Source organism: Pseudomonadota bacterium (genome assembly GCA_039196715.1).
GTDB lineage: Bacteria > Pseudomonadota > Gammaproteobacteria > CALCKW01 > CALCKW01 > CALCKW01.
Genome location: JBCCUP010000006.1, coordinates 1 through 22,508 on the forward strand (window position 1 = coordinate 1; position 22,508 = coordinate 22,508).

A 22,508-nucleotide genomic window follows, 5' to 3' on the forward strand; every position below is an offset into this window, starting at 1 on the left:
CGAAATGGCAATGTCAAACGAAGATCTGCTCAAAGAACTGAGCGCAAAGCCCATCATGGAAGTTGTCGAGCTCGTAAAGATGCTCGAGGAAGAGTGGGGCGTTTCTGCTGCGGCACCCGTTGCAGTAGCCGCTGCTGGCGCTGCCGGCGGTGAGGCTGCGGACGCTGCCGAAGAGAAAGACGAGTTCGACGTCGTACTTAAGAGCTTTGGCGGCAACAAAGTTGCTGTCATTAAAGCTGTGCGCGGCATCACCGGTCTCGGTCTTAAGGAAGCCAAGGATGCCGTCGAGGGTGCGCCGTCGACGATCAAGGAAGCCGCATCCAAGGACGAGGCAGAAGAGTTCAAGAAGCAGCTCGAAGAAGCTGGCGCCGAAGTCGAGCTCAAGTAGTCGACTCGCGTGCTGCCAGCTCGCAGTGTTAAAGAGCAGGCCGGGAGGGCGAGCTTCCCGGTCTGCTTTCTTGCGTTCTGTTGCCGGGAGAACCGGCAAGCAAGGCTCGCACATGGATCCGCGGTAACCGGCGCCCAGGCGCTGCCAACCGGCTACCGCAACTAACGAGGGTTATCTCGAATGGCGTATTCATTCACTGAGAAAAAGCGAATTCGTAAGAATTTCGGCAAGCGGCCGACGATTCTTGATGTTCCGTATCTGCTGTCGATTCAGCTCGACTCCTACGAGAAGTTTCTGCAGGTCGGTCCCGAGAGCGATGCCGAGGAAAACCGGGAGGAGATTGGGCTGCACGCGGCGTTCAAGTCCGTGTTCCCGATCGTCAGCTATTCCGGTAATGCGGCCCTCGAATATGTGAGCTACCGCCTTGGAGACCCGGTTTTCGACGTCAAGGAATGCCAGATGCGCGGCCTGACTTACGCAGCACCGATTCGCGTAAAGGTCCGCCTGGTCATCTATGACAAGGAGGCGAGTGGCACGCCGAAGCCCGTCAAGGATATTCGGGAGCAGGAGGTTTATCTCGGCGAAATGCCGCTGATGACCGACCACGGCACGTTCGTGATCAATGGCACGGAGCGCGTCATTGTGTCGCAACTGCACCGGTCTCCGGGTGTGTTCTTCGACCACGATAAAGGCAAAACGCACTCTTCCGGCAAGCTCTTGTTCTCAGCTCGCATCATTCCGTATCGCGGCTCGTGGCTCGATTTCGAGTTCGATCCGAAGGATTGCGTGTTCGCCCGCATCGACCGGCGGCGCAAACTGCCGGTGACGATCATCATGCGTGCCCTCGGTATGTCGAACGAAGAGATGCTCGATATCTTCTTCGACACCAACGAGTTCTTCCTGTCCGACAAGGACATCAAAATGGGCCTCGTGCCGGAACGCCTGCGCGGTGAATCAGCGATCTTCGACATCAAGCTCGGCCGCAAGGTCATCGTCGAGGAAGGCCGCCGCATCACGGCCAAGCACGTTCGTGACATGGAGAAGTCGACGGTCGACAAGCTGGTCGTGCCGCAGGAATACCTCGTCGGCAAAGTGCTGGCGCACGACGTCGTCGACACCGAGACCGGCGAGCTCATTGCCGCTGCCAATGACGAACTGACCGAAGAACTGGTCGCGGCGCTGATAGAGAAGGGCGTCGAGCACATCCGTACGCTATACGTTAACGACCTGGATCGGGGCCCGTACATTTCAAATACCTTGCGCATCGATCCGTCGACGACACGCCTTGAGGCACTCGTTGAAATCTATCGAATGATGCGCCCGGGCGAGCCGCCGACGAAGGAAGCGGCCGAGAACCTGTTCCAGAATCTGTTCTTCAACGATGAGCGTTACGACCTTTCGTCCGTTGGGCGCATGAAGTTCAATCGTCGAGTCGGTCGAGACACCTCCGAGGGTTCGGGCGTGCTGGACAACGACGACATCCTGGACGTGCTGAAAACGCTCGTCGACATTCGCAACGGTAACGGCACCGTGGATGACATCGATCACCTCGGCAATCGCCGTATTCGCAGCGTCGGCGAGATGGCTGAGAACGCTTTCCGCGTCGGTCTAGTCCGTGTTGAGCGCGCGGTGAAGGAGCGCCTTACGCAGGCCGAAACCGAAGGTTTGATGCCGCAGGAAATGATCAATGCGAAGCCGGTTGCCGCAGCCGTCAAGGAGTTCTTTGGTTCGAGCCAGCTTTCGCAGTTCATGGACCAGAACAACCCGCTATCGGAAGTCACGCACAAACGCCGCGTCTCGGCACTCGGGCCGGGCGGCCTGACGCGTGAACGCGCGGGATTCGAGGTGCGCGACGTTCATCCGACGCATTACGGCCGTGTTTGCCCGATCGAGACGCCGGAAGGCCCGAATATCGGCCTGATCAACTCGCTCGCCGTGTACGCGCGAACGAACGAGTACGGTTTTCTGGAGACGCCCTACCGCAAGGTGTCCAACAGCAAGGCGACCAGCGAGATCGTCTATCTGTCGGCGATTGAGGAGGCGAACTTCATCATCGCCCAGGCGAACTCCGAGCTCGACAAGAACGGCAAGTTCACCGAAGAGCTCGTGTCCGTTCGCCACAAGAACGAGTTTACGCTCAGCGCGCCGGACGCTATCGACTACATGGACGTCTCGCCGCGCCAAATCGTCTCGGTTGCCGCAGCGCTGATTCCGTTCCTGGAGCACGACGACGCCAACCGTGCTTTGATGGGCTCGAACATGCAGCGCCAGGCTGTACCGACGCTGCGCGCAGAGGCGCCGCTGGTCGGTACCGGTATCGAGCGTGCGGTTGCTGTGGACTCGGGTGTGACGGTCGTCGCCAAGCGTGGTGGTCGGATCGACTCGGTCGACGCATCCCGCATTGTGGTTCGCGTCAACGACGACGAGACCGATGCTTCGGAGTCGGGTGTCGATATCTACAACCTGACGAAGTACACACGCTCCAATCAGAACACCTGCATCAACCAGCGGCCGCTGGTGAACGAGGGTGACATGATTGCCAAGGATGACGTACTCGCTGACGGTCCGTCGACGAACATGGGCGAGCTGGCACTCGGCCAGAACCTGCTCGTCGCGTTCATGCCCTGGAACGGCTACAACTTTGAGGACTCGATCCTGATCTCCGAGCGTGTCGTCCAGGAAGACCGCTTCACCACAATTCATATCGAAGAGTTGTCCTGCGTCGCGCGCGATACCAAGCTCGGTAGCGAAGACATCACCTCCGACATTCCAAACGTCGGCGACGCCGCGCTCGCTAAGCTCGACGAGTCCGGTATCGCGTTTATTGGTGCTGAGGTCAACGCTGGCGATATCCTGGTCGGCAAGGTCACGCCAAAGGGCGAGACCCAGCTGACGCCTGAGGAAAAACTCCTGCGCGCGATCTTCGGCGAGAAAGCCTCGGACGTGAAAGACACCAGCCTGCGCGTACCGCCTGGTATGGACGGCACTGTCATCGATGTCAGGGTATTCACCCGCGACGGCGTCGAAAAGGATGCACGTGCACTGTCGATCGAGCGTGCCGAGCTCGAGAGCGTCCGCAAGGACCTCGACGACACGCTGCGAATTCTCGAAGAGGATATCTACGAGCGAATGGAGCGTATGTTGCTGGGCAAGGTTGCCCAGGGCGGCCCGAACAAGCTCAAGTCCGGCAGCAAGGTAACGGCTGCCTACCTTGCTGAGGTGCCGCGAGAGAAGTGGTTCGAAATTCGCCTGAAGAACGATGAGGCGAACGAGCAGCTCGAGCGCGCGTCCGAGCGTCTGAAGTCGCAGCGGGATGAGTTCGACCGTCGTTACGATGAGAAGAAAGCCAAAATCACCGCCGGCGACGATCTGGCGCCGGGCGTACTCAAGATGGTGAAGGTTTATCTGGCCGTCAAACGGCGTATTCAGCCGGGTGACAAGATGGCCGGCCGTCACGGTAATAAGGGTGTGATCTCGACGATCGTGCCGGTTGAGGACATGCCGTACCTCGACGACGGTACGCCGGTCGACATCGTGCTCAACCCGCTGGGCGTGCCGTCGCGCATGAACATCGGTCAGGTGCTCGAAACGCACCTCGGCATGGCAGCAAAGGGTATCGGACTGAAGATCAATTCGATGCTCAAGGCGCAGGAGTCGACGACCAAGATCCGGGGTTTCCTGTCCGACGTGTACAACACGACCGGCGGGCGCGAAGAGGACATTCGTTCCCTGTCGGATGCGGAAGTGCATGAACTCGCCGGCAACCTGGTCAACGGCCTGCCCACTGCGACGCCGGTGTTCGACGGCGCCACGGAAGCAGAAATCAAGAACCTGCTGAAACTGGCGGACTACGGTGATACGGGGCAGATGCGACTGACGGATGGCCGCACGGGCGACAAGTTCGCACGCGAGACCACCGTTGGCTACATGTACATGCTGAAGCTCAATCATCTCGTCGATGACAAGATGCACGCACGTTCCACCGGGCCGTACAGCCTGGTCACCCAGCAGCCGCTGGGCGGCAAGGCGCAGTTCGGCGGCCAGCGATTCGGGGAGATGGAGGTCTGGGCTCTCGAAGCCTACGGCGCGTCCTACACCCTGCAGGAGATGCTGACCGTCAAGTCCGACGACGTGCAGGGCCGCACCAAGATGTACAAGAACATCGTGGACGGCGAGCACGAAATGGATGCAGGCATGCCTGAATCTTTCAACGTATTGGTCAAAGAGATTCGCTCTCTGGGTATCAACATCGAACTGGAAACAGACTAATGAAAGATCTTCTGAAGCTATTCAAATACCAGAACACCGTAGACGACTTCGACGCGATCCGGATCGGGCTTGCGTCGCCGGACATGATCCGGTCGTGGTCGTTCGGTGAGGTGAAGAAGCCGGAGACGATCAACTACCGGACGTTCAAGCCAGAACGCGACGGGTTGTTCTGCGCCAAAATCTTCGGTCCGATCAAGGACTATGAGTGCCTGTGCGGCAAGTACAAGCGTCTGAAGCATCGCGGCGTCGTTTGCGAGAAGTGCGGTGTCGAAGTCACGCAGACGAAGGTCCGCCGCGAGCGCATGGCGCACATCGAACTGGCCAGCCCGGTTGCGCACATCTGGTTCCTGAAGTCGCTGCCCAGCCGAATTGGTCTGATGCTCGACATGACCCTGCGCGAGATCGAGCGCGTGCTCTACTTCGAGGCTTTCGTGGTCGTCGATCCGGGTATGACGCCGCTGGAGCGGGGCCAGCTGCTGACCGATGAGATGTACCTCGAAGCCATCGAGCAGTATGGCGACGAGTTCGATGCCCGCATGGGCGCCGAGGCCGTGCGCGAGATGCTGATGACGATCGATCTGCAGCGCGAAGTGCTGCAGGTACGTGAAGACATCGGCGCCACGCGCTCCGAGACCAAGATCAAACGCCTGTCCAAGCGACTCAAGCTGCTCGAGTCGTTCATCGAGTCGGGCAACAAGCCCGAGTGGATGGTGCTGACCGTGCTGCCGGTTCTGCCGCCGGACCTGCGTCCGCTGGTGCCGCTCGACGGTGGCCGCTTCGCTACCTCGGATCTGAACGATCTGTATCGTCGCGTGATCAACCGTAACAACCGTCTGCGTCGGCTGCTGGAGCTGAACGCGCCGGACATCATTGTGCGGAACGAAAAGCGCATGCTGCAGGAGTCAGTCGACGCGCTACTCGATAACGGTCGTCGCGGCCGCGCGATCACGGGCACGAACAAGCGTCCGCTGAAGTCGCTCGCCGACATGATCAAGGGCAAGCAGGGCCGCTTTCGTCAGAACCTGCTTGGCAAGCGCGTCGATTACTCGGGCCGCTCGGTCATCGTGGTCGGCCCGACCCTGCGCCTGCACCAGTGTGGCCTGCCGAAGAAAATGGCGCTCGAGCTCTTCAAGCCGTTCATTTTCTCGAAGCTGCAGATGCGCGGTCTCGCCGCCACCATCAAGGCCTCGAAGAAACTGGTTGAGCGCGAGGGGCCGGAGGTCTGGGACATCCTCGAAGAGGTGATCCGTGAACACCCGGTCATGCTCAACCGCGCGCCGACCCTGCACCGCCTCGGCATCCAGGCGTTCGAGCCGGTGCTGATCGAGGGCAAGGCGATCCAGCTGCACCCGCTCGTCTGCGCGGCGTTCAACGCCGACTTCGACGGTGACCAGATGGCGGTTCACGTACCGTTGTCGATCGAGGCGCAGCTCGAAGCCCGCGCGCTGATGATGGCGACCAACAACGTGCTTTCTCCGGCCAACGGCGAGCCGATCATCGTGCCGTCGCAGGACATCGTCCTCGGCCTCTACAACATGACGCGCGAAAAGATCGGCGCGAAAGGCGAGGGCAGCCGCTTCGCGGACGTGTCCGAATGCCGCCGCGCCTACGAGAGCAAGCACGTCGGGCTGGGTGCGAAAGTCACCGTGCGGGTACGCGACAGCGAGCTCGACGAGGAAACGGGCGAGTTCACCTCCAGCATCCGCCGGGTCGAAACCACGGTGGGCCGTGCAATGCTGTCGGAGCTCCTGCCCGAGCGCATGCCGTTCAGCCTGGTGGACTGTGACCTCACGAAGAAGAACATCTCGCGTCTCGTGAACACCTGCTACCGCAACTGTGGCCTCAAGGACACCGTGGTCTTCGCGGACCAGCTCATGTACCTCGGCTTCCGTCAGGCGACGCAGGCCGGCATGTCGATCGGCATCGAAGACATGGTCATCCCCGAAGCCAAGAAGCCGATCATCGATTCGGCCGAAGACGAGGTGAAGGAGATCGAGTCTCAGTACGCGCAAGGACTGGTCACGGCCGGTGAGCGGTACAACAAGGTCATCGACATCTGGTCGGCGGCGAACGAAAAGGTCGCCCAGTCCATGATGGCCGAGCTCGGCTCCGAGACGGTGCAGGACAAAGACGGCAACGACGCCGAACAAGCGTCCTTCAACGCGATCTTCATGATGGCCGACTCGGGCGCCCGAGGCAGTGCTGCCCAGATCCGCCAGCTGGCGGGGATGCGCGGTCTGATGGCCAAGCCGGACGGCTCGATCATCGAGACACCGATCACGGCCAACTTCCGCGAGGGCCTGAACGTCCTGCAGTACTTCGTCTCGACCCACGGTGCCCGCAAGGGCCTGGCGGACACGGCGCTGAAAACCGCCAACTCCGGGTACCTCACGCGTCGCCTGGTCGACGTCGCACAGGACGTCGTAGTCAACGAAGTCGATTGCGGCACCAAGGACGGCCTGGTCATGCGCCCGATCATCGAAGGCGGTGACGTTGTCGAGCCACTGCGTGAGCGGGTGCTCGGACGGGTCACTGCGCTCGACATCATCGACACGAGCACGGACGAGGTCCTGCTCGAAGCCGGCACGTTGCTGGACGAGAAACTCGTCGACCTGCTCGAGGAGTCGGGCGTCGACGAGGTGACCGTGCGCTCGCCGATCACCTGCAAGACCCGCTACGGCGTGTGCGCCATGTGTTACGGGCGTGACCTGGCGCGGGGCGACCAGATCAACGCGGGCGAGGCGATCGGGGTCATCGCGGCCCAGTCCATCGGTGAGCCCGGCACCCAGCTGACCATGCGCACCTTCCACATCGGGGGGGCCGCGAGCCGGTCGGCGGCGGCCAGCTCGATCGACGTCAAGTCGGCGGGTACGGCGCGCCTGTCCAACATCAAGCTGATCACCAACAAGCACGACCAGGAAGTGGCGGTGTCACGCTCCGGCGAACTCAGTGTCCTCGACGACAGCGGGCGTGTGCGCGAGCGCTACCGTGTGCCCTACGGTGCGGTGCTGGCGGCGAAGGACGGCGAAGCCGTCACGGCCGGCCAGGCTGTTGCCAACTGGGACCCGCACACCCACCCGATCATCACCGAGGTGGCGGGCCGCGTGCGTTTCATCGATTTCGTCGACGGTGTGACCATCGACCGCGAAACCGACGAGTACACCGGTGTCAGCTCGATCGTCATCCGCGACCCGAAGCAACGCAGCAGTGCGGGCAAGGACCTGCGCCCGATGGTGCGCCTGGTCGACGAGAACGGCGAAGACCTCAACTACAGCGGCACCGACCTGCCGGCGCACTATTACCTGCCAGCCGGCGCTTTGATTCAGCTCGAGGACGGAGCCGAGGTCGCCATCGGTGACGTCGTCGCCCGTCTGCCGCAGGAGTCCTCGAAGACCCGTGACATCACCGGCGGTCTGCCGCGGGTGGCGGATCTCTTCGAGGCACGTCGCCCGAAGGAGCCGGCGATCCTCGCCGAAGTGACCGGCACGGTGTCGTTCGGCAAGGAGACCAAGGGCAAGCAGCGCCTCGTGATCACCATGGAAGACGGTGAACGCTACGAGGAACTGATTCCCAAATGGCGTCAGGTCAACGTGTTCGAGGGTGAGCACGTCGAGAAGGGCGAAGTTGTGGTCGACGGTGAGCACAACCCGCACGATATCCTGCGCCTGCTCGGTGTCAGCGAATTGGCTGCCTACCTCGTCAAGGAAATCCAGGACGTCTACCGCCTGCAGGGTGTGGGCATCAACGACAAGCACATCGAGGTGATCATTCGCCAGATGCTGCGCAAGGTCGAAGTCACGGATTCGGGCGATTCCACCCTGCTGCCCGGTGAGCAGGTCGACATTTCGCGTGTGCGCGATCTGAACGACCAGCTCGAGACGGACGGCAAGCTGCCGGTGCGCTACGAGCGCAACCTGCTCGGTATCACCAAGGCGTCACTCGTGACCGATTCCTTCATCTCGGCAGCCTCGTTCCAGGAGACGACCCGGGTGTTGACCGACGCGTCGGTGCGTGGCCTGCGTGACAACCTGCGCGGGTTGAAGGAGAACGTGATCGTCGGACGGCTGATCCCGGCCGGCACCGGTCAGGCGTACCAGCGCATGCGCAAGAACGCGCCGGCGCGGGACGTTGACGTCGACCTGTCCGAGCTGCAGTCGATGTTCGAGGAAGTGGACAACCAGGCGGCCGCCGAGGCGCCCGTCGACGTTGTCACGGCAGCGGAGTCGTCTGCGGACGGCTCGTCATTGCCGGCCAACGAGTCGTGATCGACGGGTTTTGGCGCATTCAGTTGACACTGATTGCGCCAGAACCCTAAAATTGCGGGTTTTCGCGGGCCGTGTTAACACGGCCTGCTTTTGATTTGCCCGGAGACAAGTGCCGTGACGCCACGCGGCGTCCCCGGCTGGAATACCAACGGATAGCATATGGCCACAATCAATCAGCTCGTGCGCAAGCCGCGCAAGAGCAAGGTCGAGAAGAGCAACGTACCGGCGCTGGAGGCTTGCCCCCAGAAGCGGGGCGTCTGCACTCGCGTCTACACCACCACGCCGAAGAAGCCCAACTCGGCGATGCGGAAGGTCGCGCGCGTGCGGCTGACCAACGGCTTCGAGGTGACCTCCTACATCGGTGGTGAGGGCCACAACCTCCAGGAGCACTCGGTCGTGCTGATCCGTGGCGGCCGTGTCAAGGACTTGCCGGGAGTGCGATACCACACCGTGCGCGGCGCGCTCGATACCCAGGGCGTGGATTCCCGCAAGCAAGGCCGTTCCAAGTACGGCACCAAGCGACCCAAGTCCTGAGGTATCTGCCATGTCACGCAGAAGAGAAAGTCAGCAGCGCGCCATCCTGCCGGACCCGAAGTTCGGTGATCTGAAAGTGGCGAAATTCGTGAACATGATCATGAAGAGCGGCAAGAAGTCGGTCGCCGAGGGCATCCTCTACGGCGCACTCGACATCCTCGCCGAGAAAGGCAAGGGCGACCCGGTCGAGCTGATGGGCGCTGCGCTGGATAACGTCAGCCCGGCGGTCGAGGTGAAGTCTCGCCGTGTCGGCGGTGCGACCTACCAGGTGCCCGTCGAAGTGCGTCCCGTGCGCCGTAACACTCTGGCCATGCGCTGGATCATCGACGCGGCGCGCAAGCGCGGCGAGAAGTCCATGACCCAGAAGCTGGCAGGCGAGCTGTTCGATGCCACCGAGAACCGCGGCGCTGCGGCGAAAAAGCGTGAAGACACGCACCGCATGGCCGAGGCCAACAAGGCGTTTGCCCACTACCGCTGGTAGCGTTGGCGCGCAGTCTGGAATCTTGTCTTGTCCCGCAGCACACCCATTGAGCGCTACCGAAACATCGGCATCATGGCGCACATCGACGCGGGCAAGACCACGACGACCGAGCGGATTCTGTTCTACACGGGCGTCAACCACAAGATCGGTGAAGTCCACGATGGCGCTGCCACGATGGACTGGATGGAGCAGGAGCAGGAACGCGGGATCACGATAACGTCCGCGGCAACCACCTGCTTCTGGACCGGGTCGGCGCAGCAGTTCGACCAGCACCGCATCAACATCATCGACACGCCAGGGCACGTCGACTTCACCATCGAAGTCGAGCGCTCGTTGCGCGTGCTCGACGGCGCGGTCTTTGTGCTCTCGTCGGTCGACGGCGTGCAGCCGCAGTCCGAGACCGTCTGGCGGCAGGCCAACAAGTACGGCGTGCCGCGCATGGCCTTCGTCAACAAGATGGACCGCGTCGGCGCGAACTACGAGTACGTGGTCGACAGCCTGACGCAGCGCCTCGGTGCCAACCCGGTGCCGGTGCAGTGGCCGATCGGTGAAGAGGACGATTTCGTCGGTGTGGTCGACCTGATCACGATGACGGCCTACACCTGGTCCGACGAGGACATGGGCGCGCAGTTCGCCACCGGCCCTGTGCCGGATCACCTCAGCGACGTCTGCGGACTCTGGCGCGAGCGCATGGTCGAAGCCGCCGCCGACGGCAGCGAGGCGCTGACCGAGAAATACCTCGAGGACGGCGACCTCGGTGCCGAGGACATCATCGAGGGCTTGCGCCTTCGCACCCTGAACCTCGACATCGTGCCGGTCACCTGCGGCACCGCGTTCAAGAACAAGGGCGTTCAGACGCTGCTCGACCGGGTCATCGACCTGATGCCGTCGCCGCTCGACGTGCCTCCGATCCGCGGTCTGGTCGACGACACCGAAGACGAGCGTCCCGCGGACGACGATGCGCCCTTTGCCGCGCTGGCCTTCAAGATCGCAACCGACCCGTTCGTCGGTTCGCTGACCTTCATGCGGGTCTATTCGGGCGTGCTGAAGTCCGGCGATGCCGTTTTCAATTCGGTCAAGGGCAAGCGCGAGCGCATCGGTCGGCTGTTGCAGATGCACGCGAGTTCGCGTGAAGAAATCAAGGAAGTGCGGGCGGGGGACATCGCCGCGGCGGTCGGGTTGAAAGACGTGACCACCGGCGAAACGCTCTGCGCGATGGACAAGAAGATCGTGCTCGAGCGCATGGAGTTTCCCGAGCCGGTGATCTCCGTCGCCGTTGAGCCGAAGTCGCAGGCCGACCAGGACAAGATGGCGGTCGCGCTCGGGCGTCTGGCGCAGGAAGACCCGTCGTTTCGGGTGCACACGGACGAGGAATCGGGGCAGACGATCATCTCCGGGATGGGCGAATTGCACCTGGAAATCCTGGTCGACCGCATGAAGCGCGAGTTCAACGTCGATGCGTCCGTGGGCAAACCGCAGGTGGCCTACCGCGAGACGATCGGTCAGCAGACCGAAGTCGAAGGCAAGTTCGTGCGGCAGACCGGCGGGCGCGGGCAGTTCGGCCACGTGTGGTTACGTCTCGAACCGCAAGCGGCAGGCGAGGGCTACGCCTTCGAGAACGCGATTACCGGCGGTGTCGTGCCCAAGGAGTACATCCCCGCCGTCGACCGCGGGGTACAGGAGCAGATGCAAAGCGGCGTGTTGCTGGGCTTCCCGGTGGTCGACGTCAAGGTCACCTTGTTCGACGGGTCCTACCACGACGTCGATTCGAGCGAGATGGCATTCAAGATTGCCGGGTCGATGGGGTTTCGCGACGGCGTCGAGCAGGCGTCGCCGAAGCTGCTCGAGCCGGTCATGGCAGTCGAAGTCGAGACGCCCGAAGCGTACATGGGCGACGTTATCGGCGACCTGAACCGTCGGCGCGGGCTGGTGTCCGGCATGACCGACTCACCGTCGGGCAGCAAGCAGGTGGCCGCCGAAGTGCCGCTGGCGGAGATGTTCGGGTACGCGACCGACCTGCGCTCGGCGACGCAGGGGCGGGCTTCGTACAGCATGGAATTCGCGCGTTACGCCGAGGCGCCCAAGAACGTGGTGGACGCGTTGTCGCACCGATGAACAACCGCGCACCCGGGCGGCACACCGACCCGGCGGCGCACCGCAGGATCTGACCGTTTTTTTGAGAGGACATCACAGTGTCAAAGGAAAAATTCGAACGCACGAAGCCGCACGTAAACGTGGGCACGATAGGCCACGTTGACCACGGCAAGACGACGCTGACGGCGGCGTTGACGGTGGTACAGGGCAAGAAGTTTGGCGGCGAGCAGCGTGCGTTTGACCAGATCGACAACGCGCCGGAAGAGAAGGCGCGCGGCATCACGATTGCGACCTCGCACGTGGAGTACGAGTCCGAGTCGCGTCACTACGCGCACGTTGACTGCCCGGGTCACGCCGACTATGTGAAGAACATGATCACGGGAGCGGCGCAGATGGACGGCGCGATTCTGGTGTGTTCAGCGGCGGACGGCCCGATGCCGCAGACGCGCGAGCACATTCTGTTGGCTCGCCAGGTGGGTGTGCCGTACATCGTGGTGTTTCTGAACAAGGCGGACATGGTCGACGACGAGGAGCTGCTTGAGCTCGTCGAGATGGAGATCCGCGAGCTGCTGGACACCTACGAGTTTCCGGGCGACGACACGCCGATCGTGACGGGTTCGGCGCTGAAGGCGCTCGAGGGCGACGAGGGTGCGCTGGGTGGCGAGGCGATCGCGAAGCTGATCGAAGCACTGGACACCTACATTCCGCAGCCGGAGCGTCCGGTCGACAAGCCGTTCCTGCTGCCGATCGAGGACGTGTTCTCGATTTCGGGCCGCGGTACGGTGGTCACGGGCCGCGTTGAGCGTGGTCTGGTGAAGGTCGGTGAAGAGGTCGAGATCGTCGGTATCAAGGAGACGCAGAAGACCACGGTCACGGGCGTTGAGATGTTCCGCAAGCTGCTCGACCAGGGCGAGGCGGGCGACAACGTTGGCGTGCTGCTGCGCGGCACGAAGCGTGACGAAGTGGAGCGTGGTCAGGTGCTGTGCCACGTGGGCACGATCACGCCGCACACCAAGTTCGAAGCCGAAGTGTACGTGCTGGGCAAGGACGAGGGTGGCCGTCACACGCCGTTCTTCAACGGGTACCGTCCGCAGTTCTACTTCCGCACGACCGACGTGACCGGTGCGGTGGAGTTGCCAGAGGGCACCGAGATGGTGATGCCGGGCGACAACGTGAAGGTGTCGGTCGAGCTGATTGCGCCGATTGCGATGGAAGACGGACTTCGCTTTGCGATCCGCGAAGGTGGCCGCACCGTGGGTGCTGGCGTCGTCGCTAAAATTTTCGAGTAAAACACTATGTCTGCAATGCAAAACCAGGTTATCCGCATCCGGCTCAAGGGTTTCGACCACAAGCTGATCGACAAGTCGACGCGTGAAATCGTCGAGACGGCCAAGCGCACCGGCGCCCGCATTCTCGGCCCGATTCCGCTGCCGACCAAGAAGGAGCGGTACACCGTTCTGACGTCCCCGCACGTCAACAAGGACGCACGTGACCAGTACGAGATCCGCACGCACAAGCGCCTGATGGACATCGTCGACCCGACCGACAAAACCGTTGATGCACTGATGAAGCTCGACCTCGCCGCGGGCGTGGACGTGCAGATCAAGCTCACCTAGGCGGCGGGGTAGCGGCCGGTTGCGGGAAGTCTTTAGGGCTTTTCGCCGGCAATTGCGGTCCAGCAGTTGTCACCGGCTGAAATCGACTGCTATACTGCGCAGCTCAGTTGGCCCGGTTGAGTTACTCAGCCGGGCCAGCTTTTTTTACCTGCTTCAGTCATCGCCGGTCAATCGCAATCGGTGAGGTGAATAGAGGAAAATCATGTCTATTGGACTTGTCGGTCGAAAGGCCGGGATGACGCGTGTCTTTACCGAAGACGGCGTGTCTGAGCCCGTGACAGTCATCGAAGTCGACCCGAACCGCGTCACGCTGGTTCGCACGGAAGAGGTCGATGGCTACTCCGCCTACCAGGTCACCGTCGGGGAGCGCAAAGCGTCTCGATTGACCAAGCCCGAGGCGGGTCATTTCGCCAAGGTCGGTACCGGAGCCGGTCGCGGCTTGTGGGAGTTCCGCGCGAGTGCCGAGGCGCTCGAGCAGGCCGGCATCGCCGCCGGCGGGGAGCTCACCGTGAGCTTGTTCGAGGACGGTCAGACGGTTGACGTCGCTGGCACCTCAAAGGGCAAGGGCTTCCAGGGTGGCGTCAAGCGCCACAACTTCAGCATGCAGGACGCGACGCACGGCAACTCGCTGTCACACCGCGCGCCCGGCTCAATCGGTCAGAACCAAACGCCCGGACGCGTGTTCAAGGGCAAGAAAATGGCCGGTCACATGGGTGACGAGCGCGTCACCGTTCAAAACCTCCGGATTGTGCGTGTCGACGCAGAGCGCAACCTGCTGCTCGTGCGCGGTGCAGTCCCTGGCGGCAAGCGTGGTGACGTCTTCGTCACGCCGGCCGTCAAAGCCAAAGCGTAGTTGGGGGTCGACGTGGAGCTTAAATTCTTTGACGGTGACGGGTCTGTGGAAGCAGCCGACGCCGTGTTCGCGCGCGATTTCAACGAGTCGTTGGTGCACCAGGCTGTCGTCGCCTACCAGGCGGGCGGTCGTGCGGGCACCAAGGCGCAGAAAACGCGGTCCGATGTCAGCGGTGGCGGTGCCAAGCCCTGGCGGCAGAAGGGCACTGGCCGTGCACGCGCCGGCACAAGCCGTTCGCCGATCTGGCGCAGCGGTGGTGTGACCTTCGCTGCGCGCCCGCGCAGCTTCGAACAGAAGCTCAACAAGAAGATGTACCGCGGTGCAATGCGGGCCATTCTGTCCGAACTGGTGCGCCAGGAGCGGTTGATTGTGGTCGAGTCCTTCGGTCTCGATGCACCGAAGACCAAAATGCTCAACGAGAAGCTCAAGGGCATGTCGGTCAGCGACTGCCTGATCGTGCTCGAAGGCTACGACGAGAAGGTCGACCTCGCGTCGCGCAACCTGCCGTACGTGCAGGCGACCGACGTCTTCCACATCGACCCGGTCAGCCTGGTCGGGCACGAGAAGGTGATCGTGACCTCTGCCGCGGTCAAGCAGCTCGAGGAGCGCTTCTCATGAATGCCGAGCGTCTTTACCAGGTGTTGCTGGGACCGCATGTGTCTGAGAAGGCCACTGTGGATGCCGAGCTCAATGCACGTCACACCTTCAGGGTGGCAACCGATGCCAACAAGCTCGAGGTCAAGCGGGCCGTCGAGCAGTTGTTCAGTGTCAAGGTCAGCTCTGTCCAGATCCAGGCTGTCAAGGGCAAGGTCAAGCGCCACGGGCAACGGCTCGGCAAGCGCAGTGACTGGAAAAAGGCCGTTGTCAGGCTGGCGGACGGCCATGACATCGACATGACCGCATTCGAGGGCAGCTAACCGTGGCAATCGTCAAAGCTAAACCGACTTCCGCTGGACGCCGTGGTGTGGTCCAGATCGTCGACCGGTCCCTGCACAAGGGCCGGCCGCACGAAGCGTTGGTCGAGAAGAAGACCAAGTCCGGTGGGCGCAACAACGCCGGCCGGATCACCACCCGCCACATTGGCGGTGGGCACAAGCAGCGGTACCGGATCATCGACTTCAAGCGCAACAAGGACGGCATTGACGGCCGTGTCGAGCGCGTTGAGTACGACCCGAACCGCAGCGCGCACATCGCTCTGGTGCTCTACGCCGACGGCGAGCGCCGGTACATCATCGCGCCCAACGGCGTGAAGGCCGGTGCGCCGATCCGGTCGGGGCGCGATGCGCCGATCAAGCCCGGCAGCGCCTTGCCGCTCTCGAACATCCCGGTGGGTACCGTGGTCCACTGCGTCGAACTTCGCCCCGGCAAGGGCGCGCAGATGGCCCGCAGCGCCGGAGCCTCGGTGCAGATCGTCGCGCGCGAGGGTGCACACGTCACGCTGCGGCTGCGCTCGGGCGAGATGCGCAAGGTGCCGTCCGAGTGCCGTGCCACCGTCGGGGTTGTCAGCAACGGCGAACACTCGCTGCGCAAGCTCGGCAAGGCCGGCGCCAAGCGCTGGCGCGGCGTTCGCCCGACCGTACGCGGTGTGGTCATGAACCCGGTTGATCACCCGCACGGTGGTGGTGAGGGTCGAACGTCGGGCGGCCGTCACCCGGTCACGCCCTGGGGTGTGCCGACCAAAGGCTACAAAACCCGTCACAACAAACGCACCGACCACTTGATTGTGCGTCGCCGCAACAAGAAGTAGGACGAGCACCCATGCCACGTTCACTCAAGAAAGGCCCTTTCGTCGACCACCACCTCCAAGCCAAGGTGGACGCCGCGCGCGAGGCCAACAGTCGCAAGCCCATCAAGACCTGGTCGCGCCGTTCGATGATCGTGCCTGACATGGTCGGGTTGACCATCGCCGTGCACAACGGGCGCCAGCACGTGCCGGTGTTGATCAACGAGAACATGGTCGGGCAGAAGCTCGGCGAATTTGCGCTGACGCGGACCTTCAAGGGCCACGTCGCGGACAAGAAGTCGAGGTAGGGACGATGCAAGCGACCGCCAGACAACACCATGTCCGCATTTCGGCTCAGAAGGCGCGCCTGGTGGCGGATCAGATCCGCGGCCTGCACGTTGCCAAGGCGCTCCAGTTGCTGCAGTTCAGCAACAAGAAAGCCGCTGTGACGCTGAAGAAGATGTTGGAGTCCGCGATCTCCAACGCGGAACACAACGAGGGTGCCGACGTCGACGAATTGCACGTGTCACGCGTGATGATCGACGAGGGCCCGACCATGAAACGAATTCGCCCGCGGGCCAAGGGTCGGGCTAACCGCATCCTGAAACGGACCAGCCACATCACCATCGAAGTGGCCGAGGGCTGAGAGAGCTATGGGACAGAAAGTACATCCGGTAGGTATCCGCCTCGGCATTTCGGCGGACTGGAATTCAACCTGGTACGCCGACAAGCGTGACTACGCGAACTACCTGAACAACGACCTCGCCGTGCGCGAGTTCCTGCTCAAGAAGCTCGCCCACGCGTCCGTGAGCCGCATTCAGATCAACCGTCCGGCGCGCTCCGCGCAGATCGTGATCCACACGGCGCGCCCCGGCATCGTCATCGGCCGCCAGGGTGCGGACATCGAGAAGCTGCGGCAGGAAGTGGCGCCGCTGTTGGGTCTGAACGTCAACAACGTGAAGGTCAACATCGCCGAGATTCGCAAGCCCGAGCTCGACGCGAAGCTGGTCGCAGAGGGCGTCGCACAACAGCTCGAGCGCCGCGTGATGTTCCGCCGCGCGATGAAGCGCGTGATCGGCAACACCATGCGACTCGGCGCCCAGGGCGTGAAGGTCGCGGTGTCCGGACGCCTGAACGGCGCGGAGATCGCGCGTCGCGAGTGGTACCACGACGGGCGTGTGCCGCTGCACACCCTGCGTGCAGACATCGATTACGGCACCGCAGAAGCGAAAACCACCTACGGCATCATCGGTGTCAAGGTGTGGATCTGCAAGGGCGAGGTCTTCGATCTCGAACAGAAGCGTGCGGCCGTGGCGGCGGAAACGTCGGCGGGCCGCAAGTAAGGCGTACACATCATGCTGCAACCAAAACGCACAAAATTCCGCAAGATGTTCAAGGGCCGCAACCGCGGTCTCGCACAAGCGGGCAACAAGGTCAGCTTCGGCGAGTTCGGCTTGAAATCGGCAGACCGCGGCCGCATCACTGCGCGCCAGATCGAGGCGGCGCGTCGCGCGATGACCCGTCACATCAAACGGGGTGGCAAGATCTGGATCCGTGTCTTTCCCGACACGCCAATCTCCAAGAAGCCGATCGAAGTCCGCATGGGCAAGGGCAAGGGCAACGTCGAGTACTGGGTCGCGAAAGTGCAACCCGGGACCATGTTGTACGAGATGGAAGGCGTGGCCGAAGACGTCGCACGCGAAGCCTTTCGCCTGGCGTCGGCCAAGCTGCCTGTCAAGACCACCTTTGTTGCCCGGACGGTGATGTGATGAACGCCACTGAACTTCGCGAAAAATCCGTCGACGAGCTCGAGGCCGAGCTGGTCGAGCTGCGCAAGGAGCAGTTCAACCTGCGCATGCAGCGCGGCAGCGGCCAGACAGTCCGCCCGCACATCTGGCAGCAGGCGCGTCGCAACATTGCTCGGGTCAAGACCGTGATCCGGGAAAAACAACAAGGTGAGCAGGCATGAGTGCCGAAAACACGTCACTGCGTCGCACGGCCATCGGCATCGTGGTCAGCGACAAAATGGACAAGTCGATCACCGTGATGGTCGAGCGCAAGGTCAAGCACCCGTTGTACGGGAAGTTCGTCCGCCGCTCGAACAAGCTGCATTGCCACGACGAGGACAACACCTGCCGCGTCGGCGACACCGTGCAGGTTGAAGAGTGTCGCCCCTTGTCCAAGACCAAAACCTGGAAGCTTCTGCGCGTTGTAGAAGCCTCCACCGAACGCTGAGGACGTCGCCGTGATTCAAATGCAGTCAGTGCTCTCCGCAGCGGACAACAGCGGTGCCCGTCGCGTCCAGTGCATCAAGGTGCTCGGCGGGTCGCACCGCCGCTACGCCGGCATCGGGGACATCATCAAGGTCAGCGTCAAGGACGCGATCCCGCGGGGCAAGGTCAAGAAGGGTGAGGTGTACAACGCGCTGGTGGTGCGCACGCGCCACGGTGTGCGTCGGCCTGACGGCTCGCTGATCCGCTTCGACGGCAACGCCGCCGTGATTTTGAACAACAAGCTCGAGCCGATCGGCACCCGTATCTTCGGGCCGGTCACGCGCGAGCTTCGCAGCGAGAAGTTCATGAAGATCATCTCGCTCGCCCCAGAAGTGCTCTGAGGAACACAAGATGAACAAGGTTCGCTCCGGCGATGAAGTCATTGTGACGACCGGCCGTGACAAGGGCCGACGCGGCACGGTCAGAACCGTGCGTGCGGACGGCCGTTTGATCGTCGACGGCGTCAACATGGTCAAGAAGCACACCAAGCCCAACCCGATGGCGGGTGTGCCTGGCGGCATAGTCGAGCAAGAGGCCCCGATTCAGGCGTCCAACGTGAAGGTGTGGAACAGCGAAGCCGGCAAGGGCGATCGCGTTGGCATCAAGACGCTCGATGACGGCAAGAAAGTACGCGTGTTCAAGTCGAACGGCGCGCAGATCGATTCCTGAGACACTGACAATGGCACGTCTACAGCAAGTTTACAAAGAGACCATTGCGCCATCGCTGATGTCGGAGTTTGCGTACAAGAGCAGCATGCAGATTCCGCGGATCGAGAAGATCAGCATCAACATGGGGCTCGGCCAGGCGGTGGCAGACCGCAAGATCTGCGACTCGGCGCTGTCCGACCTCGCTCAGATCACCGGTCAGCGCGGCGTGATCACCTACGCCCGCAAATCCATCGCCGGCTTCAAGATCCGCGACGGCATGGCGATCGGCGTCAAGGTCACGCTGCGCCGCGAGCGCATGTACGAATTCCTGGATCGCCTGGTCAACGTGGCGATACCGCGGATCCGTGACTTCCGGGGGCTGAACGCGAAATCCTTTGACGGCCGTGGCAACTACTCCATGGGTGTGAAAGAGCAGATCATCTTCCCCGAGATCGACTACGACAAGATCGACGCCATTCGTGGCATGGACATCACGATCACCACCTCCGCCCAGAACGACGACGAAGCGCGCAGCTTGTTGCGCGGCTTCAACTTCCCGTTCCGGCAGTAAGAGTACAGTTATGGCTAAGAAATCCATGGTTGCCCGCGAAGCCAAGCGCACCAAGCTGGTTGCGAAGTACGCGGCAAAGCGCGCCGAGTTCAAGGCGGTCCTGCTCGACCCGGAGGCCGGTTACGAGGAAAAGATGGCGGCTTCAAAGGGCCTCCAGATGTTGCCTCGGGACAGTTCCAGCACACGCGGCCACAACCGCTGTGGTGTGACCGGTCGCCCGCACGGCTACTACCGCAAGTTCGGCCTCAGCCGAAACAAGCTCCGTGAATCGGCTATGCGAGGCGACGTGCCTGGCCTAGTGAAAGCAAGCTGGTAACAAGGGGGATATCGATAATGAGTATGTCTGATCCCATAGCGGACATGTTGACCCGCATTCGCAACGCGCAAACCTCCGGGAAAGCGAAGGTCGCGATGCCGTCATCCAAGCAAAAAGTCGCTGTGGCAAACGTCCTGAAAGACGAAGGCTACATCGGCGAGTTTGCCGTCAGTGAGGCTGGTGCCAAACGCGAGCTCGAGATCGAGCTGCGGTACTTCGAGGGCAAGCCGGTCATCGAGATGATCAAGCGCGTGTCTCGCCCGGGCTTGCGCATCTACAAGAACAAGAACGAGATCCCGACGGTGCTCGGCGGTCTTGGCGTGGCCATTGTCTCGACCTCCCGCGGCGTGATGAGCGACAAGAAAGCTCGTCAGGCCGGTGAGGGCGGCGAGATCCTGTGCTACGTGGCATAAGGGGCGGTTACCAATGTCAAGAGTTGCAAAAGCACCCGTCAGTCTGCCCAAGGGCGTGACCGTGTCTGTCTCCGGACAGGAAGTCAGCGCGAAGGGCCCCAAGGGCAACGAATCACTCGTGCTGCACGAGGCGGTGACAGTCGATCAGGACGACGCGGCGCTGCAGGTGCGACCGGTCAAAGAAGACCGGGAAGGCTACAAGATGGCCGGTACCATGCGCGCGCTGCTGAACAACCTGGTGGTCGGCGTCAGCGACGGCTTCGAGAAGAAACTGACTTTGATCGGCGTCGGTTACCGGGCGCAGGCACAGGGCCAAAAGTTGAATCTGACCCTCGGTTTTTCGCACCCGGTCGTCTACGACGTGCCGCAGGGTGTGACGGTCGAGAGCCCGTCGCAAACCGAGCTCGTCGTCAAGGGCAGCAACAAGCAGGCGGTGGGTCAGGTGGCCGCGGAGATCCGCGCCTTCCGTCCCCCCGAGCCCTACAAGGGCAAGGGCGTTCGCTACGCGGACGAGCGCGTCATCATGAAAGAAGCCAAGAAGAAATAAGTCATGGCAGCACCCAGCAAAAAAAGCCAACGCCTGCGTCGCGCCGCCAAGAGCCGCGCACGCGTTCGTGACAGCGGACGGGCGCGCCTGTGTGTGCACCGCACGCCGCGCCACATCTATGCTCAAATCATCAGTGCCGACGGCGCGACCGTGCTCGCGACGAGCTCGACGCTCGAGAAGGACATGCGTTCATCGCTGGACTACACCGGCAACGTGGACGCCGCTGCGGCGGTCGGCAAGGCCATCGCCGAGCGGGCGTCGAACGCGGGCGTCAGTGACGTCGCGTTCGACCGGTCCGGCTTTCGTTACCACGGCCGCGTGAAGGCACTCGCTGACGCCGCCCGTGAAAACGGCCTCAATTTCTAATCGGATTCCGACATGGCTCAGCAGCACGACAACAACAACAACACCGACGGCATGATCGAGAAGCTCGTCGAGGTGAACCGCGTTGCCAAGACGATCAAGGGCGGCCGCCAATTCAGCTTCACCGCACTGACCGTGGTCGGTGACGGCGAAGGGCGGGTCGGCGTTGGTTACGGCAAGGCGCGCGAAGTCCCGTTGGCGATCCAGAAAGCCATGGAGCGCGCGCGCAAGAACATGGCGGACGTGCACCTGAAGGACGGCACGTTGCAGTACCCGGTCATGGTACGGCACGGCGCCGCCCGGGTGTACATGCAGCCCGCCTCTGAAGGTACCGGCATCATTGCCGGCGGTGCGATGCGTGCGGTGTTCGAAGCGGCCGGCGTACGCAATGTGTTGGCCAAGATCGTCGGCACAAACAACCCGATCAACGTCGTTCAGGCCACGGTGCGGGGGTTGTGTGACATGCACTCGCCTGAGCGCGTGGCTGCAAAACGCCGCAAAACCGTCGAAGAGGTCCTGGGCGCATGAGTGCCAAAACCCTCAAGGTCACCCTGGTCAAGAGCCTCAACGGGCGACTGAAAAACCACCAGCAAAGCGTGCGCGGACTCGGCATTCGCCGCATCCACCAGACCGTGGAAGTGGCGGACACGCCGGAAAACCGCGGCATGATCAACACAGCCTATTACCTGTTACGGGTCGAGGAGAGTGCGTGATGCGCTTGAATGAATTGAGTCCAGCAGCCGGCTCCAAGCGTGCTGCACGCCGCGTTGGACGCGGCATTGGTTCGGGCTCGGGCAAGACCTGTGGCCGCGGTCACAAGGGTCAGCACTCCCGTTCCGGCGGCTACCACAAGGTCGGTTTCGAAGGCGGCCAGATGCCGCTGCAGCGCCGTCTGCCGAAATACGGTTTCACCTCACGTCGTTCGCGCTTTGTGGCCGAGGTTCGCACGAGCGAACTGGCCCGCGTGGACGGCGGTCAGGTGACGCTCCAGTCGTTGCTCGCGGCCGGCGTGGTGCCGGATCAGACGCGGTTTGCCAAGATCATGCTCTCCGGCGACGCCCCGCAGGGCCTGACGGTCAGCGGCGACGGTGTTGGCGTCAGTGCGGGCGCGCGCAGCGCGATCGAATCGGCTGGCGGTAAAGTCGAGGTCTGAC

At 62.4% G+C, this 22,508-nt stretch carries 28 protein-coding genes; all 28 read left to right on the top strand.

The window, feature by feature from the left end:
• The first annotated feature begins 4 nt into the window (after nt 1–4).
• The 28 genes from rplL to rplO all read left to right on the top strand — a co-directional run bounded on the left by rplL (nt 5) and on the right by rplO (nt 22,507).
• Entirely contained in the window at nt 5–388 is a 384-nt protein-coding gene (gene rplL, locus AAGA11_03980; GenBank protein MEM9601994.1) for a 50S ribosomal protein L7/L12, read from the top strand.
• 180 nt (nt 389–568) lie between these two features.
• Nucleotides 569–4,657, top strand: a complete 4,089-nt coding sequence (gene rpoB, locus AAGA11_03985; protein MEM9601995.1) for a DNA-directed RNA polymerase subunit beta — start codon at nt 569–571, stop codon at nt 4,655–4,657.
• Entirely contained in the window at nt 4,657–8,922 is a 4,266-nt protein-coding gene (gene rpoC, locus AAGA11_03990; GenBank protein ID MEM9601996.1) for a DNA-directed RNA polymerase subunit beta', read from the top strand. The genes rpoB and rpoC overlap by 1 nt, the downstream gene beginning before the upstream one ends.
• A 159-nt stretch (nt 8,923–9,081) precedes the next feature.
• Nucleotides 9,082–9,456 (top strand): 30S ribosomal protein S12, encoded by a 375-nt coding sequence (gene rpsL, locus AAGA11_03995; protein MEM9601997.1) that lies wholly within the window; start codon nt 9,082–9,084, stop codon nt 9,454–9,456.
• 10 nt (nt 9,457–9,466) lie between these two features.
• Nucleotides 9,467–9,937: a 30S ribosomal protein S7 gene (gene rpsG, locus AAGA11_04000; GenBank protein MEM9601998.1), complete on the top strand. Its 471-nt coding sequence runs from the start codon at nt 9,467–9,469 to the stop codon at nt 9,935–9,937.
• 27 nt (nt 9,938–9,964) lie between these two features.
• The gene (gene fusA, locus AAGA11_04005; protein MEM9601999.1) at nt 9,965–12,052 is read left to right on the top strand and encodes an elongation factor G; all 2,088 of its coding nucleotides are present in this window, start codon (nt 9,965–9,967) and stop codon (nt 12,050–12,052) included.
• A 77-nt stretch (nt 12,053–12,129) separates the two neighbouring features.
• Entirely contained in the window at nt 12,130–13,320 is a 1,191-nt protein-coding gene (gene tuf, locus AAGA11_04010; protein MEM9602000.1) for an elongation factor Tu, read from the top strand.
• 15 nt (nt 13,321–13,335) lie between these two features.
• Nucleotides 13,336–13,647, top strand: coding sequence for a 30S ribosomal protein S10 (rpsJ, locus tag AAGA11_04015; GenBank protein ID MEM9602001.1), 312 nt, complete (start codon nt 13,336–13,338; stop codon nt 13,645–13,647).
• 202 nt (nt 13,648–13,849) lie between these two features.
• Nucleotides 13,850–14,500, top strand: coding sequence for a 50S ribosomal protein L3 (rplC, locus tag AAGA11_04020; protein ID MEM9602002.1), 651 nt, complete (start codon nt 13,850–13,852; stop codon nt 14,498–14,500).
• 12 nt (nt 14,501–14,512) lie between these two features.
• Entirely contained in the window at nt 14,513–15,118 is a 606-nt protein-coding gene (gene rplD, locus AAGA11_04025) for a 50S ribosomal protein L4 (protein MEM9602003.1), read from the top strand.
• Nucleotides 15,115–15,417, top strand: a complete 303-nt coding sequence (gene rplW / locus AAGA11_04030) for a 50S ribosomal protein L23 (protein ID MEM9602004.1) — start codon at nt 15,115–15,117, stop codon at nt 15,415–15,417. The genes rplD and rplW overlap by 4 nt, the downstream gene beginning before the upstream one ends.
• Nucleotides 15,418–15,419: 2 nt before the next feature.
• Nucleotides 15,420–16,247, top strand: coding sequence for a 50S ribosomal protein L2 (gene rplB, locus AAGA11_04035; protein ID MEM9602005.1), 828 nt, complete (start codon nt 15,420–15,422; stop codon nt 16,245–16,247).
• Nucleotides 16,248–16,258: 11 nt separating this feature from the next.
• On the top strand, nt 16,259–16,531 hold the full coding sequence (gene rpsS / locus AAGA11_04040) for a 30S ribosomal protein S19 (protein ID MEM9602006.1): 273 nt from the start codon (nt 16,259–16,261) through the stop codon (nt 16,529–16,531).
• A gap of 5 nt (nt 16,532–16,536) precedes the next feature.
• Nucleotides 16,537–16,869, top strand: coding sequence for a 50S ribosomal protein L22 (gene rplV / locus AAGA11_04045; protein MEM9602007.1), 333 nt, complete (start codon nt 16,537–16,539; stop codon nt 16,867–16,869).
• A gap of 7 nt (nt 16,870–16,876) precedes the next feature.
• Nucleotides 16,877–17,566, top strand: coding sequence for a 30S ribosomal protein S3 (gene rpsC / locus AAGA11_04050; GenBank protein MEM9602008.1), 690 nt, complete (start codon nt 16,877–16,879; stop codon nt 17,564–17,566).
• A 12-nt stretch (nt 17,567–17,578) separates the two neighbouring features.
• Nucleotides 17,579–17,992 (top strand): 50S ribosomal protein L16, encoded by a 414-nt coding sequence (gene rplP, locus AAGA11_04055; protein MEM9602009.1) that lies wholly within the window; start codon nt 17,579–17,581, stop codon nt 17,990–17,992.
• Nucleotides 17,992–18,192, top strand: coding sequence for a 50S ribosomal protein L29 (gene rpmC, locus AAGA11_04060; GenBank protein MEM9602010.1), 201 nt, complete (start codon nt 17,992–17,994; stop codon nt 18,190–18,192). Before rplP ends, rpmC begins: the two co-directional genes overlap by 1 nt.
• Nucleotides 18,189–18,458 (top strand): 30S ribosomal protein S17, encoded by a 270-nt coding sequence (rpsQ, locus tag AAGA11_04065; GenBank protein MEM9602011.1) that lies wholly within the window; start codon nt 18,189–18,191, stop codon nt 18,456–18,458. Before rpmC ends, rpsQ begins: the two co-directional genes overlap by 4 nt.
• Before the next feature lie 10 nt (nt 18,459–18,468).
• Entirely contained in the window at nt 18,469–18,837 is a 369-nt protein-coding gene (gene rplN, locus AAGA11_04070) for a 50S ribosomal protein L14 (protein ID MEM9602012.1), read from the top strand.
• A gap of 10 nt (nt 18,838–18,847) precedes the next feature.
• Nucleotides 18,848–19,165: a 50S ribosomal protein L24 gene (rplX, locus tag AAGA11_04075; protein ID MEM9602013.1), complete on the top strand. Its 318-nt coding sequence runs from the start codon at nt 18,848–18,850 to the stop codon at nt 19,163–19,165.
• 10 nt (nt 19,166–19,175) lie between these two features.
• Nucleotides 19,176–19,715 carry a 50S ribosomal protein L5 gene (rplE, locus tag AAGA11_04080; protein ID MEM9602014.1) on the top strand — a complete coding sequence of 180 codons (540 nt, stop codon included), beginning with the start codon at nt 19,176–19,178 and terminating at the stop codon, nt 19,713–19,715.
• Between the two features lie 10 nt (nt 19,716–19,725).
• Nucleotides 19,726–20,031 carry a 30S ribosomal protein S14 gene (gene rpsN / locus AAGA11_04085; protein ID MEM9602015.1) on the top strand — a complete coding sequence of 102 codons (306 nt, stop codon included), beginning with the start codon at nt 19,726–19,728 and terminating at the stop codon, nt 20,029–20,031.
• Nucleotides 20,032–20,048: 17 nt separating this feature from the next.
• The gene (gene rpsH / locus AAGA11_04090) at nt 20,049–20,444 is read left to right on the top strand and encodes a 30S ribosomal protein S8 (protein ID MEM9602016.1); all 396 of its coding nucleotides are present in this window, start codon (nt 20,049–20,051) and stop codon (nt 20,442–20,444) included.
• Nucleotides 20,445–20,457: 13 nt separating this feature from the next.
• Nucleotides 20,458–20,991, top strand: a complete 534-nt coding sequence (rplF, locus tag AAGA11_04095; GenBank protein ID MEM9602017.1) for a 50S ribosomal protein L6 — start codon at nt 20,458–20,460, stop codon at nt 20,989–20,991.
• A 3-nt stretch (nt 20,992–20,994) separates the two neighbouring features.
• Nucleotides 20,995–21,357 (top strand): 50S ribosomal protein L18, encoded by a 363-nt coding sequence (gene rplR, locus AAGA11_04100; protein MEM9602018.1) that lies wholly within the window; start codon nt 20,995–20,997, stop codon nt 21,355–21,357.
• A 12-nt stretch (nt 21,358–21,369) separates the two neighbouring features.
• A complete protein-coding gene (gene rpsE / locus AAGA11_04105; protein MEM9602019.1) occupies nt 21,370–21,882 on the top strand; it encodes a 30S ribosomal protein S5 in 513 nt (170 codons plus the stop codon).
• A complete protein-coding gene (rpmD, locus tag AAGA11_04110) occupies nt 21,879–22,067 on the top strand; it encodes a 50S ribosomal protein L30 (GenBank protein ID MEM9602020.1) in 189 nt (62 codons plus the stop codon). The genes rpsE and rpmD overlap by 4 nt, the downstream gene beginning before the upstream one ends.
• Nucleotides 22,067–22,507, top strand: a complete 441-nt coding sequence (gene rplO, locus AAGA11_04115; protein MEM9602021.1) for a 50S ribosomal protein L15 — start codon at nt 22,067–22,069, stop codon at nt 22,505–22,507. Before rpmD ends, rplO begins: the two co-directional genes overlap by 1 nt.
• Nucleotide 22,508 lies beyond the last annotated feature (1 nt).

Coding starts and splice junctions, on each gene's coding strand:
- rplV (MEM9602007.1), top strand. CDS start 16,537: ATGCAAGCGACCGCCAGACAACACCATGTCCGCATTTCGGCTCAGAAG.
- rpmD (MEM9602020.1), top strand. CDS start 21,879: ATGAGTGCCAAAACCCTCAAGGTCACCCTGGTCAAGAGCCTCAACGGG.
- rpsL (MEM9601997.1), top strand. CDS start 9,082: ATGGCCACAATCAATCAGCTCGTGCGCAAGCCGCGCAAGAGCAAGGTC.
- rpsQ (MEM9602011.1), top strand. CDS start 18,189: ATGAGTGCCGAAAACACGTCACTGCGTCGCACGGCCATCGGCATCGTG.
- rpsJ (MEM9602001.1), top strand. CDS start 13,336: ATGCAAAACCAGGTTATCCGCATCCGGCTCAAGGGTTTCGACCACAAG.
- rpsE (MEM9602019.1), top strand. CDS start 21,370: ATGGCTCAGCAGCACGACAACAACAACAACACCGACGGCATGATCGAG.
- rplC (MEM9602002.1), top strand. CDS start 13,850: ATGTCTATTGGACTTGTCGGTCGAAAGGCCGGGATGACGCGTGTCTTT.
- rplW (MEM9602004.1), top strand. CDS start 15,115: ATGAATGCCGAGCGTCTTTACCAGGTGTTGCTGGGACCGCATGTGTCT.
- rplR (MEM9602018.1), top strand. CDS start 20,995: ATGGCAGCACCCAGCAAAAAAAGCCAACGCCTGCGTCGCGCCGCCAAG.
- rpsC (MEM9602008.1), top strand. CDS start 16,877: ATGGGACAGAAAGTACATCCGGTAGGTATCCGCCTCGGCATTTCGGCG.
- rplO (MEM9602021.1), top strand. CDS start 22,067: ATGCGCTTGAATGAATTGAGTCCAGCAGCCGGCTCCAAGCGTGCTGCA.
- rpoB (MEM9601995.1), top strand. CDS start 569: ATGGCGTATTCATTCACTGAGAAAAAGCGAATTCGTAAGAATTTCGGC.
- rplX (MEM9602013.1), top strand. CDS start 18,848: ATGAACAAGGTTCGCTCCGGCGATGAAGTCATTGTGACGACCGGCCGT.
- rplF (MEM9602017.1), top strand. CDS start 20,458: ATGTCAAGAGTTGCAAAAGCACCCGTCAGTCTGCCCAAGGGCGTGACC.
- rpsG (MEM9601998.1), top strand. CDS start 9,467: ATGTCACGCAGAAGAGAAAGTCAGCAGCGCGCCATCCTGCCGGACCCG.
- rpsS (MEM9602006.1), top strand. CDS start 16,259: ATGCCACGTTCACTCAAGAAAGGCCCTTTCGTCGACCACCACCTCCAA.
- rpsH (MEM9602016.1), top strand. CDS start 20,049: ATGAGTATGTCTGATCCCATAGCGGACATGTTGACCCGCATTCGCAAC.
- rpsN (MEM9602015.1), top strand. CDS start 19,726: ATGGCTAAGAAATCCATGGTTGCCCGCGAAGCCAAGCGCACCAAGCTG.
- rplL (MEM9601994.1), top strand. CDS start 5: ATGGCAATGTCAAACGAAGATCTGCTCAAAGAACTGAGCGCAAAGCCC.
- rpoC (MEM9601996.1), top strand. CDS start 4,657: ATGAAAGATCTTCTGAAGCTATTCAAATACCAGAACACCGTAGACGAC.
- rpmC (MEM9602010.1), top strand. CDS start 17,992: ATGAACGCCACTGAACTTCGCGAAAAATCCGTCGACGAGCTCGAGGCC.
- rplE (MEM9602014.1), top strand. CDS start 19,176: ATGGCACGTCTACAGCAAGTTTACAAAGAGACCATTGCGCCATCGCTG.
- rplP (MEM9602009.1), top strand. CDS start 17,579: ATGCTGCAACCAAAACGCACAAAATTCCGCAAGATGTTCAAGGGCCGC.